Source organism: Blautia sp. 2227st1_G12_2227SCRN_220401 (assembly GCF_039062885.1).
In the GTDB taxonomy this organism is placed as follows: Bacteria; Bacillota; Clostridia; order Lachnospirales; family Lachnospiraceae; genus Blautia_A; species Blautia_A fusiformis.
Genome location: NZ_JBCLNI010000008.1, coordinates 71567 through 88400 on the forward strand (window position 1 = coordinate 71567; position 16834 = coordinate 88400).

The following is a 16834-nucleotide window of genomic DNA, read 5'->3' on the forward strand; positions in this document are numbered from 1 at the left end:
GAGGAGGGTAAAAATTGGAAAACTTAAAACAAAATCCAATCGTTAAGAAGCTCGGATTGAACAGAATACTTCTTGTCTGTGTTCTGATTCTTATGTTCCTGGTTTTTAAAGTAGTTCTTGGAAACAAGTTTCCGGCTGTTGATAGTATCAAGTCTACTTTGAACTATGTGTACTTCCTGGGCTTCTTGTCACTTGGCGTTACATTCGTAATCGCTACAGGAGGAATTGATTTCTCCATCGGACCTGTAATGTTCTGCTGTGCACTGGTATCCGGTTACTGCATGACATCTTACAAGGTTCCCTGTGCAGTTGCCATGATCCTTTGCATTCTGATCGGTCTCTGCTTTGGTATTTTCAATGGCTGGATGGTTTCTTACATGTCAGTGCCACCATTCATTATTTCCATGGCATCCATGAACATTGCAAAAGGTATTGCTTCTGTATTCACAAAAACACAGTCTGTAAGCTGGCCGGCAGCCAGCGATGCAAACGGCTGGTTCCGTAATATCGTTTCCGTAAACGGCTTCCCTGTAGGAATCATTATCTTCCTGGGAATGGCAGTTATCTGCGGTATCGTTCTTTACAACACAAAACCGGGACGTTACATCCTCTGCCTTGGTTCCAACAAAGAGGCTGTCCGCCTTTCCGGTGTTAACACAAAGAAATGGGAAATGCTTGCTTATGTGATCTGCGGATTCCTGGTAGGTATTGGAGCACTCTTCTTTGTAGCTACATACACAACTGTTCAGCCTGGTTATGGCGATCAGTACAACAATGAGGCTATTGCAGGCTGCGTTATGGGTGGTACATCCATGGTTGGTGGACTTGCTTCCATCGGCGGTACTGTAATCGGCGTATTCATCATCTCTCTTCTTCAGCAGGGCATCATGGCATTTGGTCTTGGTAAAGGACAGCAGATGATCATCACAGGTATCATCGTTATCGTTGCAGTTTATATCGACGTTTCTGCAAGACGCAGAAAGAACTGATCTTAGAGGGAGGATGCGACAATGGGTGAAGTTATTTTAACTATGAAGGACATTGATAAGTCCTTTCCTGGAGTTCATGCTCTGGATCACGTTAATTTCGAAGTAAAACGCGGCGAAGTACATGCACTTATGGGAGAAAACGGTGCCGGTAAATCAACACTGATGAAGGTTCTTACCGGTATTTATCAGAAGGATTCAGGTTCCATCGTTTACAAAGGACAGGAAACAGAATTCCACAATACACGTGAGGCACAGGATGCCGGCGTTGTAATCGTACATCAGGAGCTGAACATGGTAGGTGATCTTACCGTTGCTCAGAACATCTTCATCGGACGTGAACCGAAAAAAGGTTTCCGCATTGATGACAAAAAGATGATCGAGGATTCAAAGAAGCTTTTCCAGGATCTGAACATTGAGATCAATCCGAAGGAAAAGATGAAAAACCTGACAGTCGGAAAACAGCAGATGTGTGAGATCGCAAAAGCAATCTCTCATAAAGCTGAGGTCATCATCTTCGATGAGCCTTCCGCAGCACTTACCGAGAAAGAGATCGCGGATCTGTTCGAGATCATCCGTGACCTTCGTAAGAAAAATCTTGGTATCGTGTATATCTCACACCGTATGGATGAGATCAAAACCATCACAGACCGTGTAACAGTCATGCGAGATGGTGGTTACGTAGGAACTCTCATCACAAAAGACAGTACAAAAGAAGATATCATCAACATGATGGTTGGTCGTGTTATTTATGAGGATCCGAAGCAGGAGAGTGCAGTTCCGGCAGATGCACCGGTAGTTCTTAAGGTTGAACATCTGAACGCAGGAAAGATGGTTCAAGATGTAAGCTTTGAACTGAAGAAAGGTGAGATCCTTGGTTTCTCAGGACTGATGGGTGCAGGACGTACCGAGACAGCCAGAGCACTGTTCGGAGCAGACCCGAAACAGAGTGGTAAGATCTCTGTTATGGGTAAAGATGGACAGCTTCACGAAGTTACCATCAACAGCCCGCAGGATGCTGTTAAATACGGTATCGGTTATCTGTCAGAGGACAGAAGAAGATACGGCTGTGTTGTACAGAAATCTGTAACAGAGAATACAACACTGGCAACAATGGAAGAGTTTACCAATGGTATCTTTATCAACAAAGCAAAAGAGAAAAAAGTTGCTGAGAAATATGTAAACGAACTTGCAACTAAGACACCTACTACAGACCAGCTGGTAGTTAACCTTTCCGGTGGTAACCAGCAGAAGGTAGTTATCGCAAAATGGCTGACACGAGACAGTGACATCCTTATTTTCGATGAGCCTACCAGAGGTATCGATGTTGGTGCTAAGAACGAAATCTACAAATTAATGAACAGACTGGCAGCAGAAGGAAAATCCATTATCATGATTTCTTCTGAGATGACGGAAGTTCTCCGAATGAGTGACCGTATCATCATCATGTGTGAGGGTAAAGTTACCGGATGTATTGATATCTCCGAGGCAACCCAGGAAAACATCATGGACAAGGCCACACGGAATATCGATTAAGGAGGAAAGTCATGACTAAGAAGAAAAAAAGTATTTTAAGTGATCAGAGATTTATTGTTTTGCTCGTTATCATTGTCCTGTGTGCAATATTCTCAGGCTTGAGTAAAGAATTCAGACAGTACACCACGATCCTGAGTATGCTGGATTTCTCATATTACGATCTTCTTATGGCGATCGGAGTTACATTCCCGCTTATCACTGGTGGTGTTGACCTGTCAATCGGAACTGGTATGGTAGCATACGCACTGATCGCCGGAACATTGATCAGAAACAACAATTGCCCGGTAGCTCTGGCAATGCTGATCTGTGTTGTTCTTGGTATCGCAGTCGGTGCACTGAACGGTGTACTGATCGGTGTTATGAACCTGCCGCCATTTTTGGCAACACTTTGTACCTGTATGATCACCCGTGGTGCCGGATCTCTCTGCAGTGCGACACCTTGGCCGGGACTTACACAGGATGGTGGATGGTTCCACACAATCTTTAAAGTAACTGTTGGTACAGGAAGAAGTGCTTCCCGTTATCCGCTTGGATTCCTGTGGATGGTCATTCTGGTTCTTCTTATGGAGTACATCCTGAACCACACCAAATTCGGTCGTTATACAATTGCAATCGGTTCCAACAAAGAGGCAGCAGCCCTTTCCGGAATCAATACAAAGTTCTATCACGTAATGGTATACGTTGTCTGCGGTCTGTTTACAGGTCTTGCAGCGATCGCATACGCAGCAGTAACACCTACTGTACAGCCTGGTACTGGTGCCGGACTTGAGATGGATGCTATCGGTGGTGTATTCGTTGGTGGTGTAGCAGCTACCGGTGGATATGGTTCCGTGATCGGTACATTCGTTGGTATCTTCGTCATCATGCTTCTGAAAACAGGTCTTCCATATATCGGCCTGCAGGCAAACTGGCAGCAGATCATCACTGGTATCGTTCTGATCGTAGCCGTTCTGATCGATATCCTGAAAGAGAAAAAAGCAGCTCACTGATAAGCAGTGAGATATAATGTGAAAAAGGGTGCTGTTCACAGAGAAATGTGACAGTACCCATTATCAAAGATGTGAAACGCCAAGGGGTAGCAATGGCGTATGAACATAAAAAAACTATATAATATATTTAAGGAGGAAATATTATATGAAAGCAAAAAAGGTTATGGCATTAATGCTCTGTGCAGCAATGGTAACAAGCATGAGTGCAACTGCAGCTTTTGCAGCTGAGGAGAAAGAAGATGCAGCAACAGAGAAATCTGCAGATTCCACAGCAGCTGAGGATCCTACTGCACAGTTCGACGGACTGAAAGCAAACGAAGCTTATGTGTTCCCGATGATGGTTAAATCTTTCCAGTCCACATACTGGGATGCAGCTCAGGAAGGTATGAAGAAAGCATCTAAGGAGCTGGGCGTTGATTATAAACCACAGGGACCGAACAGTGAGTCCGATATCGCTGACCAGGTTAACATGATCAACACAGCTATCGCTTCCAATCCTGTTGGATTAGGACTTGCAGCTTGTGATACATCTTCCGTTACAGATGCACTTAAGACATGTGCAGAAAAAGGAATCCCGGTTGTAACATTCGATACAGGTATCGCTGATGCTCCGGAAGGATCTGTAGTATGCGAGGTTTGTACAGACAACGCACAGGCTGGTGCAGTAGCAGCTGAGAATATGTACAACTCCATTAAAGACGTTGTTAAAGATGCTGACGGACAGGTTATCATCGGTGAGGTTAACCAGGATGCAACAGCTCAGAACATCCAGCAGCGTGGTACAGGATTCATCAACAAGATGATCGAGCTTCTTCAGGCTGATGGCAAGACAGTTGCAGTAAGCGGTAACGAGTTCTATGTAAACGCAGCAGAGGGTGCTGACGCAGACGCTAAAGACGCTGACGTTGTTATCCAGGTAGCTGTTCCGGCACAGACAACTGTAGAGCTCTGCTCCACAGAGGCACAGGCAATCCTTTCCCAGGAGAACTGTATTGCAATCTTCGGTTCCAACCAGGTTTCCGCAGAGGGTGTTCTTGCAGCAAATGCTAACCTTAACGTTCTTGGTTCTGACCCGGCAAACGGTGATGTAGTTGGTGTTGGTTTCGATGCTGGTTCTATCATCAAAGCAGCTGTTAAAGATGGCACATTCGTTGGTGCTGTTACACAGTCTCCTCTTATGATGGGATACTATGCAATCTACGCTCTGACAGCAGCAGCAAACGGCCAGGAGCTTGAGGATGTTCCTACAGACGGTTACTGGTATGATGCAACAAATATGGAAGACGAGGATATCGCTCCTAACCTTTATGACTAATCATATAATTGATAAGATCGTGAAGTTATAATGAACGCGGATTGCGTTCACGGACGTATGAAATAAGAGATCCGCTGGCTGATTCAGTCAGCGGATTTTTTAAACAAATAATGCAGTAGTTCATAAATAATCGCTGTATTATTTGCAAATAAAGACACTTTTTTTGACAAAAGAGGTTCTTATCACCGGAAGGATCCTGATGTATGATAAATACAACATCAGATATGAAAGTGATCAGAAGCTTACATATTGAGGAGGATTTAAAAATGGCAACATATTATTTAGCAGTAGATATCGGAGCATCCAGTGGACGTCACATTCTGGGACATATGGAAAACGGAAAAATGATCCTGGAAGAAATCTATCGTTTTGAGAACGGTATGGTTAAGAAAGACGGAGAACTCTGCTGGGAGTTTGACCGCCTTTTCAACGAGATCGTAAACGGTCTTAAGAAATGTAAAGAGATCGGCAAGATCCCGGTAAGCATGGGTGTTGATACCTGGGGTGTTGACTTTGTGCTTCTTGACAAGGACGACAAGGTTCTTGGCAATACAGTAGGCTACCGTGATCATCGTACAGAGGGAATGGACGAGGAAGTTTACAAGACAATTTCCCTGAAAGATCTGTATGCAAGAACCGGTATCCAGAAAGCGATCTACAATACAGTATATCAGCTGATGGCAGTGAAGAAGAAACATCCTGAGTATCTGGAGCAGGCTGAGACACTTCTTCATGTACCGGACTACTTCCATTTTCTTCTTACAGGCGAAAAAACTTGCGAGTACACAGAGGCAACCACAGGACAGCTTGTATGCCCGACAACCAAGGACTGGGATTATGAGCTGATCGATATGCTGGGATATCCAAGAAAGATATTCCAGAAGCTGATCATGCCTAGCACAAGCATCGGACATTTAACAGACGCAGTGAAGGAAGCAGTTGGCTTTGATCTTGAGGTTGTAGCACCGGCTACACATGATACAGGGTCTGCAGTTCTGGCTGTGCCTGCAAATGATGACGATTTCATTTATATCAGTTCCGGAACATGGTCTCTGATGGGAATCGAGAGAAAAGAAGCAGACTGCTCTGAGAAGAGCTGTGAGATGAACTTCACAAACGAGGGTGGATATGCAGGACGTTTCCGTTATCTGAAGAACATCATGGGTCTCTGGATGATCCAGTCTGTACGTCATGAGTTTGATGATGCGTACAGCTTTGCACAGATCTGCGAGATGGCTGAGGAGGCAAAAGACTTCCCGTCAAGAGTAAACGCAAACGATGAGTGCTTCCTTTCTCCTGAGAACATGACAAAAGAGGTTCAGGACTACTGCCGCAGAACAGGACAGCAGGTTCCGGAAACTCTTGGCGAGATTGCAACCGTTATCTATACAAGCCTTGCAGATTGCTACGCTAAGATCGCAAAAGAAATCGAGGAGATGACAGGAAGAACCTACAGCCGTATCCATATCGTAGGCGGTGGTTCCAATGCAGGATACTTAAATGAGCTGACTGCAAAAGCTACAAAGAAAGAAATCCATGCAGGCCCTGGTGAGGCTACTGCAATCGGTAATATCACAGCACAGATGCTGAAGGCCGAGGAGTTTAAAACGATCGAGGAGGCTCGTACAACCATCCATGAGTCCTTCGGTATCAAAGTATACAAAGCATAAATAAAAATAACTGGAGGTTTTATTATGTTAGTTAACACAAAGGCAAAAGTTGGTGTATTTTCAATTGCTTTAGGCGCATATCTTCCGCAGTTCCCGTCACTGGTGTCGGAATTTGAGGCACAGTACGACGCATTCAAGAAAACGATCCCGGATACAGTAGAGATCGTTGACGGCGGAATGGTGACAACAAAAGAGCAGGCAATGGTGGCAGGAGATAAGTTCCGTGCAGCAGATGTTGACCTTGTATTTCTTCAGATGCTGACATACGCAACATCCTACAACATGCTTCCGGCAATCCGTGATCTGGATGTTCCGGTTGTTCTTGTAAACGTTCAGAAGATCAAAGCGCTGGATTATGAGCACACTGACATTGCCTCCTGGCTGGGTGAAGGCTATGCATGCGGTGCTGTAGGCGAGGCAGTTGCTGACCTTGAGAGAGCAGGCAAGAGACATGCGGTTATCACAGGCGTTGTAGAAGGCGGAGATCCTGCAGTTCAGGCTGAGATCGAAGACTGGTGCAAGGCTGCTCAGGTAAGAAGAAGATTCCGTGAGACTAACATTGCGCAGATCGGAAGACCATATCCGGGTATGATGGATCTGTATATTGATGAGACAAACCTCTATAACAGAATGTTCCTCTACACAAAACAGTTCGACTGGGAGAAGATGTGGGCGATCGCTGATGATATTACAGATGAGGAGGCAATCCGGGCAAAAGCACAGGATATCCTTGATACATTCGATATTGAGGGCGGCGGCACCATTGAGAAAGTATGGGATATGGCAAAATATGTAGTTGCTTTTGAGGAGTGGGTAAAAGACGAGCATCTTGGAATGATCGCTTCCCATTACGACGGATTTGCACAGGGTAAAGCAGGAGTCCTTGACAGTATGCTGATCCCGGCTTTCTCCATGCTGATCAAACAGGGTACTGCATGTGCCGTAGAGGGCGATATGAAAGTTGCCATGGCAATGAGTATCTTAAAGACAATTTCCGGTACAGGCCAGCTTTCTGAGATGTACTCCATCGATTTCAACGATGACATCTGCATCATCGGACATTCCGGAAGCGGTGACGCTGACATCTCCGACAAGAAACCAACCATGAAAATCGTGCCGGTATTCCACGGCAAAACAGGCGGCGGATACCTGACACAGTTCTATCCATACACAGGCCCTGTAACCTACCTTGCAATCACTCAGGATAAAGACGGAAACTTCAAATTCGTTGTAGCTGAGGGCGTAAACGAGGAGGGACCGATCCTTTCCTTCGGTGATACAAACATGAGAACACGCTTCACATGCGGAGCAAGAGAGTTCGTTAACCGCTGGAGCGAGGCTGGCCCGACACATCATATGGCAGCTGCTACAGGAAGACACATCGATACGATCCTGAAGGTTGCAAAAATCTTTAACGTACCGGTAGATATCGTGACAAGATAAATTCTTTCTTATGTATTCAACCTAAAACATATTCAAAAAAGGAGACTGCGCGGAGCGGTCTCCTTTTTCAGTGGGAAAAATAAGATAAAAAAGATCTGCCGGAAATGCAGCAGGCAGATTCGGCAGATTTTGGTTTTGCAGTTATTTTTTATGCATAAGTGTGTGCTCCCTGGAAAGCTCATCGTGCAGCTGGATGGAAGACCAGTGCTGAGTTACCGGTGTGAGCATGGCCTTCAGTGCAACAGGCGGGATCTGGTTTTCACGGAAAAAAGCAAGAAAATCATCCATCTGTGCACTGGAAAAATCCTTCAGCACGATCATCTCATCACTGAAATTGCTTCCCAGATTAAACTGGGATGAGGGATGAAATCCCGGAATCTCAAAAAGATATCCCAGCGGATGAAGAAATTCCGGCGCAGTGACGATCCGTGTCTTAACCTTCTGACGGTTCAGATAGCGGCGGATCTGGCGAAGCCGTTCTGGGTTGTTAAAATTATATAAAAGAGCTTCTGGCTGTGTATTCATATAGTGTCATACCTCATTTCTGAATAAAGATTTTTGTGGAACATAAGTTACTTTTCGCGATGTGCAGGGAAGCGGATCTCAACCTCTGTCCCCTCTCCAGGCTTGCTGGAATAAGTGAGTCCGTAATTATTTCCATAGAGAATTTGGAGTCTCCGGTGGGTATTATAAACTGCGATATTGGTGCCGCCGGACTGGCTTTTTCCCTTTCCGGAAAGGATAGTTGACAGGATTTCCGGCGAAATCCCAACACCGTCATCGGAAATCAGAAGAACAATATCCTCATTTTCCATCCATCCGGTAATAACAATAGTTCCGGATTTTGATTCTTTTTCCAGGATCCCGTGAAGAATGGAATTTTCCACAACAGGCTGAAGAGTCAGCTTCGGGATCTGGTATTCTGAAAGCTCATCCGGGATATCCGTGATCAGCTCAATGCTGTCGTGGTAGCGCATATTCTGAAGCTGCACGTAGATGGTTACATGCTCCAGCTCCCTTGCAATGGTAGAGATTCCTTTTTTGCGGCTCAGAGTCAGCTTATAAAAACGGGAAAGACTTTGCACTGCGTGACTGATCTCATCGGTCTGTCCCTGCAGTGCCATCCAGTTGATCATATCCATGGTATTATAAAGAAAATGCGGATTGATCTGTGCCTGGAGGGAATTGAATTCTGCGATCCGGAGATCTTCTGCAGCCTTAGCCTGCTTCTCCATCAGTTCCTCCATTTTTCGAGTCATATAGTTGTAGGTATCGATAAGATTACCGATCTCATCATGTGCCTGTGGACTTTCCATAGGAGTAGGCGGGCCGTGGCGGACGGTCTGCATCTGCCGGATCACAGAAGAAAGTCTTCCGGTAATGGAATGAGCCAGTACATTGGCAAAAATCAGAGCCAGAACCAGAAAAACTGCATAGATCAGTACGATCTGGACCATCAGTCGGTTGCTCGCATGGATCAGCGGCGGGGAAGGAAGGACCGTTACCATAAACCAGTCCGTATTGGAAATGCTGTAAAAACCGGCATAAACCTTTGTGTCCAGAATGTTCCGCTCAATGAAGTTATTGGAAGACATAAAGGAAGCCTTGATGGTGTCGTAATCCAGTTGGTAGATTCCGGATAATGACAAATCTGAGGTAGCAACAATGGCATCACGTTCGTTTACAATATATGAAACACTTCCTTCCAGAGATAGATTGTCGGAAAGAATGGAAGTAAGCTTGTCATCGGAATAATACACTGCCAGATAAGCCTTATAGGCAGTGGAGTGATAATAAAGGCTTAAAGGGCAGATATATGCCATATCACCATAATTCTTTTTTTCCCTGGGACCAAGATAGAAGGAAGGACAGAACATTTCCTGGGTGTTCCGGTTTCCCTGAAAGATACCGTACCAGTAGGTACCTTTCGCCTGACTTAAGGGAGCAAGGATATTCTTAGTGTTGGGATAAGTATCCAGTGTCTTCAGATCATCAGGAAAATCCACATAGATCTGTACATCGGTAACAATGGAATCTGTGGTCAGACGCTGAACGGCATTTTTAAAATCAGTGGCATGGTTAGATGTTGCAAGCTGTTCTGCTGAATCGCTGACCGGCATATAAAAAAGTTCCTGAAAAAAATTCTGTCCTGTAATATTCCGGGTAGTAGCGAGGATCGTATCCATAGTCCGTTCGATCAGAGGTGCAGTTTTTGCGGAGGCGTCCTGTTCCTGCCGGATGGTATTGGAAACCACCATGCTATAAAGTCGTCCATAAAAAAGAAAGGCGGTAAGACAGGCAGGAATTACCACAATGCTGATCAGGGCAATGGTGAATTTTGTCTGCAGGTTTAAATTCAGGTAGCCGTTTTTGAAACGGCGCCAGAGGGCCCTCATGACATTTTCTCCCGGTATTCAGACGGGGAAAAGCCGGAGTATTTTTTGAAGCTTTTTCCGAAGTAATTGCCATCCGTATAGCCTACCTTGGAAGAAATCTCGGAAATCTTGTATTTGGGATCGGAAAGCAGCTGCTTGGCCTTTTCCATTCGGTATTCTGTCAGATATTGATTGAGAGTCTGTCCGGTCTCACTTTTGAAAAAAGTGCATACATAAGATGCGGAAAGGTATACATGGCCGCTGATATCTTTTACGGAAAGTGTATCGTTCATATAGTTCCGGCTGATATAATCCTTGATCATAAAGATCGTGGAATTTTCCGGCTGGGAATTTTTCGCATCTTCAAAATACTGGGCGGTTTTTTCTTTCAGAGCTTTGTGAAGCTCTTCGTAGGTGAAGGCGTTGTTTAACGTATCTACGATCAGATCCTGCTTTTCATGAAGTTCGGTTTCCAGCTGATTTTTTTTACGGGAAGCCGAAAGTGTATTAAATAGCTGGTAATAAAGATCACGGATCTGGTTAGGCATAAATGTGTGATTGCAGCTATAATACCGGAAAAGCTCATCAAGAAACTGAAAACAGGGTTCTTCTTCTCCGGCCAGGAGATATTTGGAAAAAGTATTTTCCGGTGAATGCAGGGAATCCGGAACCGGTCCCTTCGGTGAAAGCAGGCGGATGGCATTTTCCGTTAGAAATGTTTTTTCCGGAAAGAAAAAACAGTTCTGCAGAAGGATCACGGCAGAAGCGTAGGACTGATAAACCCTGAAAATATCCGTTACGGTATTTCCGGCTGCGATCAGATGCTTTCCGCAGGTGTCATATTGTCTGGAAATATAGCTTCCCACTGCGGAAAGGGTAGTCGGGGAAAGGGCATTCCTTCCATATATATGGTGGACCAGATACTGAACTCTTTTTTCCACAAAAAGACATTTCAGATGGTAATGCTCCAGAAAACAGGAAATGTCGTTCTGGAGATCTTCCAGGAAAATACCGGAAGCCTCCACAGATTCATTAAGCTTTACGATCACAGAGGTAAAATTCATGCCGTTCTCAAGAAGCTCCGGCTGTCCCAGCTCCAGACAGAGATCTGCAATTTTGTTGTTATCGGAAGGTGGAAGAGTCAGCTGCTGTGCCAGCCGGGTAGCGATTTCCTGAGAATGGATCGCTTCGCCGCGATGGGAGCGGAGCTTTTGTTTGTAAAGAGTCTGCGCTTCCAGAACTGCCGCCTGTACTTCCTCGGGATGCAGAGGCTTTTCGATGTAATTGATGGCTTTTAGTTTGATGGCAGCTTTCAGATACTCTTTGTCAGAATATCCGCTCATAAAGATAGGGATACTGTCCGGCAGGAATTTCTCCAGACGTTCCAGCATGGCAATGCCTGTCATCCGCGGCATCCGTACATCGCAGAGAATGATCTCAGGTTTATACAGTCTGGCCATTTCCAGTCCGTTCACACCATCATCTGCCTGAAGGATCTCGGTGATCCCCAGAGAATCCCAGTCGATAGATGAGATCAGTCCGGTACGCGTAAGTTCTTCGTCATCGACGATCAGTAATTTCATATACAATTCTCCAATCGAGCATAGCTTCGTAAATCGGCCGTTTACAGCTCTGTTTATATTCCCAGAAAACTGTAACGTCAGCGTTATCATTATAGCATAAAATATATAGAAATACGAGAATGGGACAATGGTTTATGAGTAATATTTTACAGGGAAAAGAAGAATATTTTACCCTTATCCAAAAATATTCCCATTATCAACCTGTGGGCCGAATGATAGAATATAATCAGATTAAAGGAAAGGGAGGAGAAAGAGCCGTGTCAGAATATGTTCTTGAATTAAAAGGTATTACGAAGATATTCCCCGGTGTCAAAGCTCTGAATAATGTACAGTTCCAGCTCAAGCCTGGTGAGGTTCACGCACTGATGGGTGAGAACGGTGCTGGTAAATCTACGTTTATCAAGGTTATTACCGGAGTACATAAAGCAGAAGAAGGTGAGATGTTCCTGAACGGACAGAAGGTTGACTTCAAGGGTCCGAAGGATGCCCAGGAGGCAGGTATTGCAGCCGTATATCAGCATCCGACATCATATCCGCACCTTACAGTTGCAGAAAATATTTTTATGGGTCACGAGATCATCAAACATCATATGATCCAGTGGAAAGAGATGAATCAGGAGGCGAACAAGTACTTAGGTGAGCTGGATGCAGATTTTGATGCAACCGCTGAGATGGGAACTCTTTCTGTTGCACAGCAGCAGATGGTTGAGATCGCCAAAGCGCTTTCCACAAATGCAAAGATCATCATTCTGGATGAGCCTACAGCAGCACTTACCAGAAACGAGTCGGAGAAGCTTTACACACTGGTTGATAAGCTGAAAGAGAATGGCGTTTCCATTATCTTTATTTCCCACCGTTTCGAGGATATGTACCGTCTGGCTTCCAGAGTTACCGTATTCCGTGATTCTCAGTATATCGGAACCTATGATGTGAACGGGATCACAAACGCAGATCTGATCAAGGCAATGGTTGGACGTGAGATCAATGATCTGTTCCCGAAGCCGGAGGTTAAGCTGGGAGATGAGATGCTTCGTATTGAACATCTTTCCAGAACAGGATTTTTCAAGGATGTTTCCTTCAATGTACGTGCAGGCGAGATCGTAGGTCTTACCGGTCTGGTCGGTGCAGGACGTACAGAGGTTATGGAAGCTGTCAGCGGAATCACCCATCCGGACGAAGGAAAGGTTTTCCTTGAGGGAAAAGAGGTTTATATCAAGACTCCTTCCGAAGCAATGGAAAAAGGTATCATCCTTCTTCCTGAGGACAGACAGAAGCAGGGCCTTGTCATGAGCTGGGGCCTTGGAAGAAACGTAACCCTTCCGATCATCAGCAAATATGCAAAATCCGGATTCAATGACGAGAAAGCAGAAAGAGAGCTTTCCAAGAAGCTTCTTGAAGAAGTAGATACCAAGGCTGTTGATATTTTCCAGCCTGCAAGCTCACTGTCCGGTGGTAACCAGCAGAAGGTTGTTGTTGCCAAGGCACTTGCTCAGGAAATGAAGGTCGTTATCATGGATGAGCCGACAAAGGGTGTCGATGTTGGTGCAAAAGCCGAGATCTATGCAATCATGGGAGATCTTGCGAAGAAGGGCTATGCCATCATCCTGATCTCTTCCGAGATGCCTGAGATCCTTGGAATGTCTGACCGTATCATCGTTATGTGCAACGGCCGTAAGACAGGTGAACTGAACAGGGGAGAGGCAACACAGGAAGGAATCCTTGAGCTGTCCATGGAAAAGAGCACTGGAAAGGGGACTAAATAATGGAAAAGAAATCTGTTATCAAGAAGATTACAGGCTCCCGAGAGGCTCTGCTGGCAATTATCGTGGTCGTGCTGTTTGCCGTTGTCACAGTGATCAGCCCGTCATTCCTTACGCCGAAGTCACTCATGGAGATGCTGAAAAATAATGCAGTAACAATGGTAATGTCACTTGGTATGCTGTGTGTCATGCTGGTAGGCGGAATCGATATTTCCATCATGTCAACTCTGGCACTTTCCGGTATGTCCATCGGTATGCTCCTGAAATACGGACATATCACAAGTACATTACTTGCTTTCATCATTGCAATGGCGATCGGTATTGCCTGCGGACTGGTTGTAGGTCTTGTGATCTCAAGAGCAAACGTTCCGCCTATCATTGCAACCATGGGCTTTATGTACATCTACAGAGCAATGGGTTATCTTGTTTCCCACGGTGGTGAGTGGGCAAGTGCCGCAGCTCTTGGTGAGTTTAAGAATTTTGCAACAACCAGCTTCCTTGGGATCAACAAGGTTATCTGGGTGATCATCGTATGCTATGTGGTATTCTTCTTCTTTATGAAATGGACAAGAACAGGACGAAGGATCTACGCAGTAGGAAGTAATGCAAGCGCAGCACAGGTTTCCGGTATCAATGCAAAGAATATCAACCTTCTTGTATATGTGATCATGGGATTCCTCGCAGGTCTTGGCGGAGCACTTCAGGTATCTGTTTATGCTTCTGCAATGCCTGATATGCAGTACGGCGGTGAGATGGATGTTATCGCAGCCTGCGTTATCGGTGGTGTAAGCATGAGCGGTGGACGTGGAACCGTAGTAGGTGCATTCCTCGGTTCCATTATCCTTGCAACGATCGCAAAAGCTCTTCCGCTTGTAGGTATCAGTTCACTGTGGCAGAACATGATCAAGGGTGTTATCATCCTGGTAGTAGTTGTGATCAACGTTGTTCTGCAGAGAATCGCAGATAAAAACGCATTAAAGGGAAGGGAGATGTAAATCATGGCTGGAAAATCTGGAAGAAGTATTAACAATGTGCCGGAAAATCCGATGAAACACATCATATTCAGTTGGGAAGGCATCCTGGTCATTCTCTTTATCCTGGTAAATATTTTCTGCGCATCATTTTCTGAGTTTTATAATATGAAGAGTGTTCTTCGTCAGATGCCGGTTTACCTTGCAGAGGTATTCATGATGTTTCCAATGGCGTACATCCTGGTATTAGGCGAGATTGATATTTCCGTAGGTGCGATCGTGTGTCTCTCCGCTACCTTAAGCTGTATGGTCTGCAACACAAACGCTCCGTTCATTGTAGTAGTACTTACAGCACTGGTTGTTGGTGCCCTCTGTGGTGCGGTTAACGGATTTATCCTTACCCGTTTCAAGGAGCTGCCTCCAATGATCGTAACACTGGCAACACAGATCATCTTCCGTGGTATCGCTGAGGTAACACTTGGAGCAGGCGGAAGTATTGCGATCACAAACACAGATGGCTTCCGTGCTATCGGTGGAAAGGTTGGAAATATTCCATATATTCTTTTCCTGGTGCTGATCCTTGGTGTACTTTTTGCGATCTTTCTTGGAAAGAGCACATTCGGACGCCGTACATATGCGATCGGAACAAACCGTGTGGCAGCTTATTACGCAGGTGTTCACGTAGAGAAGATCCGTTTCATCATCTATACAGTTATGGGACTTATGTCCGGACTTTGCGCAGTATTCCTGGTATCCTCTTCCTACGGTGCAAATACAACAACCGGTAACGGATTTGAGATGGATGCCATTGCAATGGCAGTATTCGGAGGTATCTCCTCCACAGGTGGTAAAGGTAACCTGGCCGGCGGTATCATTTCTGCATTCATCATCGTATGCTTACGAGTTGGCCTTGGACAGAAGAACGTAAATGCTCAGGTGATCCTTCTCATCATCGGTGTACTTCTGGTAGCAGCAGTAGCTCTTCCGAATATCATCGGCGATGTGAAAAAAGCAGTCGCAATGAAGAAAAACTAATATCACTTTTGAAACCCATATGATTGTTAGCTGCCTCCATTGGTGTAGCGGAGGCAGCAGCATATAAAAAAATTATATTCTTGTAGGGAGGAACAACAATGAAAAAAAAGGTAATTAGCGCAATCCTTTGTGGAGCAATGGTTCTTGGTACAGTTTGCCCGGTTCTTGCAGCAGATGACAAAAAAGATGATACTAAGACAGAAGCAGCAGCTGGCGATTCCGCAAAAGACAAAAAGATCGCTCTGGTTGGTAAAGCAGCTGGTAATGCATTCTTCGAGATCGCAGCGAAATCTTTCCAGGAGACAGTAGAGGCTGAAGGCGGCGAGGTTCAGGTCGTTTATCCTGAGACAGCTACAGCTGATGCACAGATCAAGGTTCTTGACAACCTGATTTCCCAGGACTTTGATGCAATCTGTATTTCCGCTAACGATGTTAACGCTCTTCAGGCTAAGCTTGAGGAAGCTATGGATGAGGGAATCAAGGTATCTTCCTTCGATTCTGCACCGAACAAAGACAGCCGTGAGATTTTCGTAAACCAGGCTGGTACAAAAGAAGTTGCTCAGGCACTTATGGATGCAGTTCTTGATATTTCCGGTGGTGAAGGACAGTTCGCTATCCTTTCCGCTACATCTCAGTCCGCTAACCAGAATGCATGGATCGATGCAATGAAGACCATCATGGAAGGCGATGACAAATACAGCAAGCTTGAGCTTGTAGACGTTGTATACGGTGATGATGAGCCGCAGAAATCCACAGACCAGACAGCAGCTCTTCTTCAGAACTACAAGGATCTGAAGGTTATCTGCGCACCTACAACAGTTGGTATCGCAGCAGCAGCTAAATATCTTCAGGATAACGGTTCTGAGTGTAAACTGACAGGACTTGGACTTCCATCTGAGATGCAGGAGTACACAGGTGATGATGATTCTCATTCCTGCCCATACTTCTACCTGTGGGATATGCAGGGCCTTGGAAAACTCAGCGCTTACACAACAATCGCCCTGATCAACGAAGACATCACAGGTGCTAAAGATGACAAATTCACAGCTGGTGACCTTGGTGACTACACAGTAACAGAGGCAGATGACGGCGGTACAGAGGTTGTTCTTGGTGCACCTCTGAAATTCGATACAAGCAACATCGAGGAGATGGCTAAGCTGTACTAATCAAT

At 45.2% G+C, this 16834-nt stretch carries 13 protein-coding genes; 10 read left to right on the forward strand and 3 right to left on the reverse strand.

What is annotated here, in order from left to right; all coding sequences use genetic code 11:
- The first annotated feature begins 14 nt into the window (after positions 1–14).
- The 6 genes from ABCM67_RS05845 to ABCM67_RS05870 all read left to right on the forward strand — a co-directional run bounded on the left by ABCM67_RS05845 (position 15) and on the right by ABCM67_RS05870 (position 7939).
- Positions 15–989 (forward strand): ABC transporter permease, encoded by a 975-nt coding sequence (locus ABCM67_RS05845; protein WP_021652142.1) that lies wholly within the window; start codon positions 15–17, stop codon positions 987–989.
- 21 nt (positions 990–1010) lie between these two features.
- Positions 1011–2522, forward strand: coding sequence for a sugar ABC transporter ATP-binding protein (locus ABCM67_RS05850; protein ID WP_118608416.1), 1512 nt, complete (start codon positions 1011–1013; stop codon positions 2520–2522).
- An 11-nt stretch (positions 2523–2533) separates the two neighbouring features.
- Positions 2534–3511: an ABC transporter permease gene (locus ABCM67_RS05855; RefSeq protein WP_118608415.1), complete on the forward strand. Its 978-nt coding sequence runs from the start codon at positions 2534–2536 to the stop codon at positions 3509–3511.
- Positions 3512–3656: 145 nt separating this feature from the next.
- On the forward strand, positions 3657–4826 hold the full coding sequence (locus ABCM67_RS05860; protein ID WP_342992610.1) for a substrate-binding domain-containing protein: 1170 nt from the start codon (positions 3657–3659) through the stop codon (positions 4824–4826).
- Positions 4827–5092: 266 nt separating this feature from the next.
- Positions 5093–6496 carry a rhamnulokinase gene (rhaB, locus tag ABCM67_RS05865; RefSeq protein ID WP_015527297.1) on the forward strand — a complete coding sequence of 468 codons (1404 nt, stop codon included), beginning with the start codon at positions 5093–5095 and terminating at the stop codon, positions 6494–6496.
- 24 nt (positions 6497–6520) lie between these two features.
- On the forward strand, positions 6521–7939 hold the full coding sequence (locus tag ABCM67_RS05870; RefSeq protein ID WP_118608413.1) for an arabinose isomerase: 1419 nt from the start codon (positions 6521–6523) through the stop codon (positions 7937–7939).
- Positions 7940–8080: 141 nt separating this feature from the next.
- On the opposite strand, the gene ABCM67_RS05875 is transcribed toward ABCM67_RS05870, so the two are convergent.
- The 3 genes from ABCM67_RS05875 to ABCM67_RS05885 are packed head-to-tail and all read right to left on the reverse strand — an operon-like array spanning position 8081 to position 11897.
- Complete coding sequence (locus ABCM67_RS05875) at positions 8081–8464, reverse strand: DUF3783 domain-containing protein (protein ID WP_147602922.1); 384 nt, start codon at positions 8462–8464, stop codon at positions 8081–8083.
- Between the two features lie 47 nt (positions 8465–8511).
- Entirely contained in the window at positions 8512–10335 is a 1824-nt protein-coding gene (locus ABCM67_RS05880; protein ID WP_110102891.1) for a histidine kinase, read from the reverse strand.
- On the reverse strand, positions 10332–11897 hold the full coding sequence (locus tag ABCM67_RS05885; protein WP_059086066.1) for a response regulator: 1566 nt from the start codon (positions 11895–11897) through the stop codon (positions 10332–10334). Before ABCM67_RS05885 ends, ABCM67_RS05880 begins: the two co-directional genes overlap by 4 nt.
- 257 nt (positions 11898–12154) lie before the next feature.
- Here ABCM67_RS05885 and ABCM67_RS05890 point away from each other — a divergent pair, with 257 nt between their 5' ends.
- From ABCM67_RS05890 to ABCM67_RS05905, 4 genes are all read left to right on the forward strand, one after another.
- Positions 12155–13660, forward strand: a complete 1506-nt coding sequence (locus tag ABCM67_RS05890; RefSeq protein ID WP_059086913.1) for a sugar ABC transporter ATP-binding protein — start codon at positions 12155–12157, stop codon at positions 13658–13660.
- Positions 13660–14652, forward strand: a complete 993-nt coding sequence (locus ABCM67_RS05895; RefSeq protein WP_059086065.1) for an ABC transporter permease — start codon at positions 13660–13662, stop codon at positions 14650–14652. Before ABCM67_RS05890 ends, ABCM67_RS05895 begins: the two co-directional genes overlap by 1 nt.
- A gap of 3 nt (positions 14653–14655) precedes the next feature.
- Positions 14656–15663 (forward strand): ABC transporter permease, encoded by a 1008-nt coding sequence (locus ABCM67_RS05900; protein WP_092068559.1) that lies wholly within the window; start codon positions 14656–14658, stop codon positions 15661–15663.
- Between the two features lie 98 nt (positions 15664–15761).
- The gene (locus ABCM67_RS05905) at positions 15762–16829 is read left to right on the forward strand and encodes a substrate-binding domain-containing protein (protein WP_118368704.1); all 1068 of its coding nucleotides are present in this window, start codon (positions 15762–15764) and stop codon (positions 16827–16829) included.
- The last annotated feature ends 5 nt before the right edge of the window (positions 16830–16834 follow it).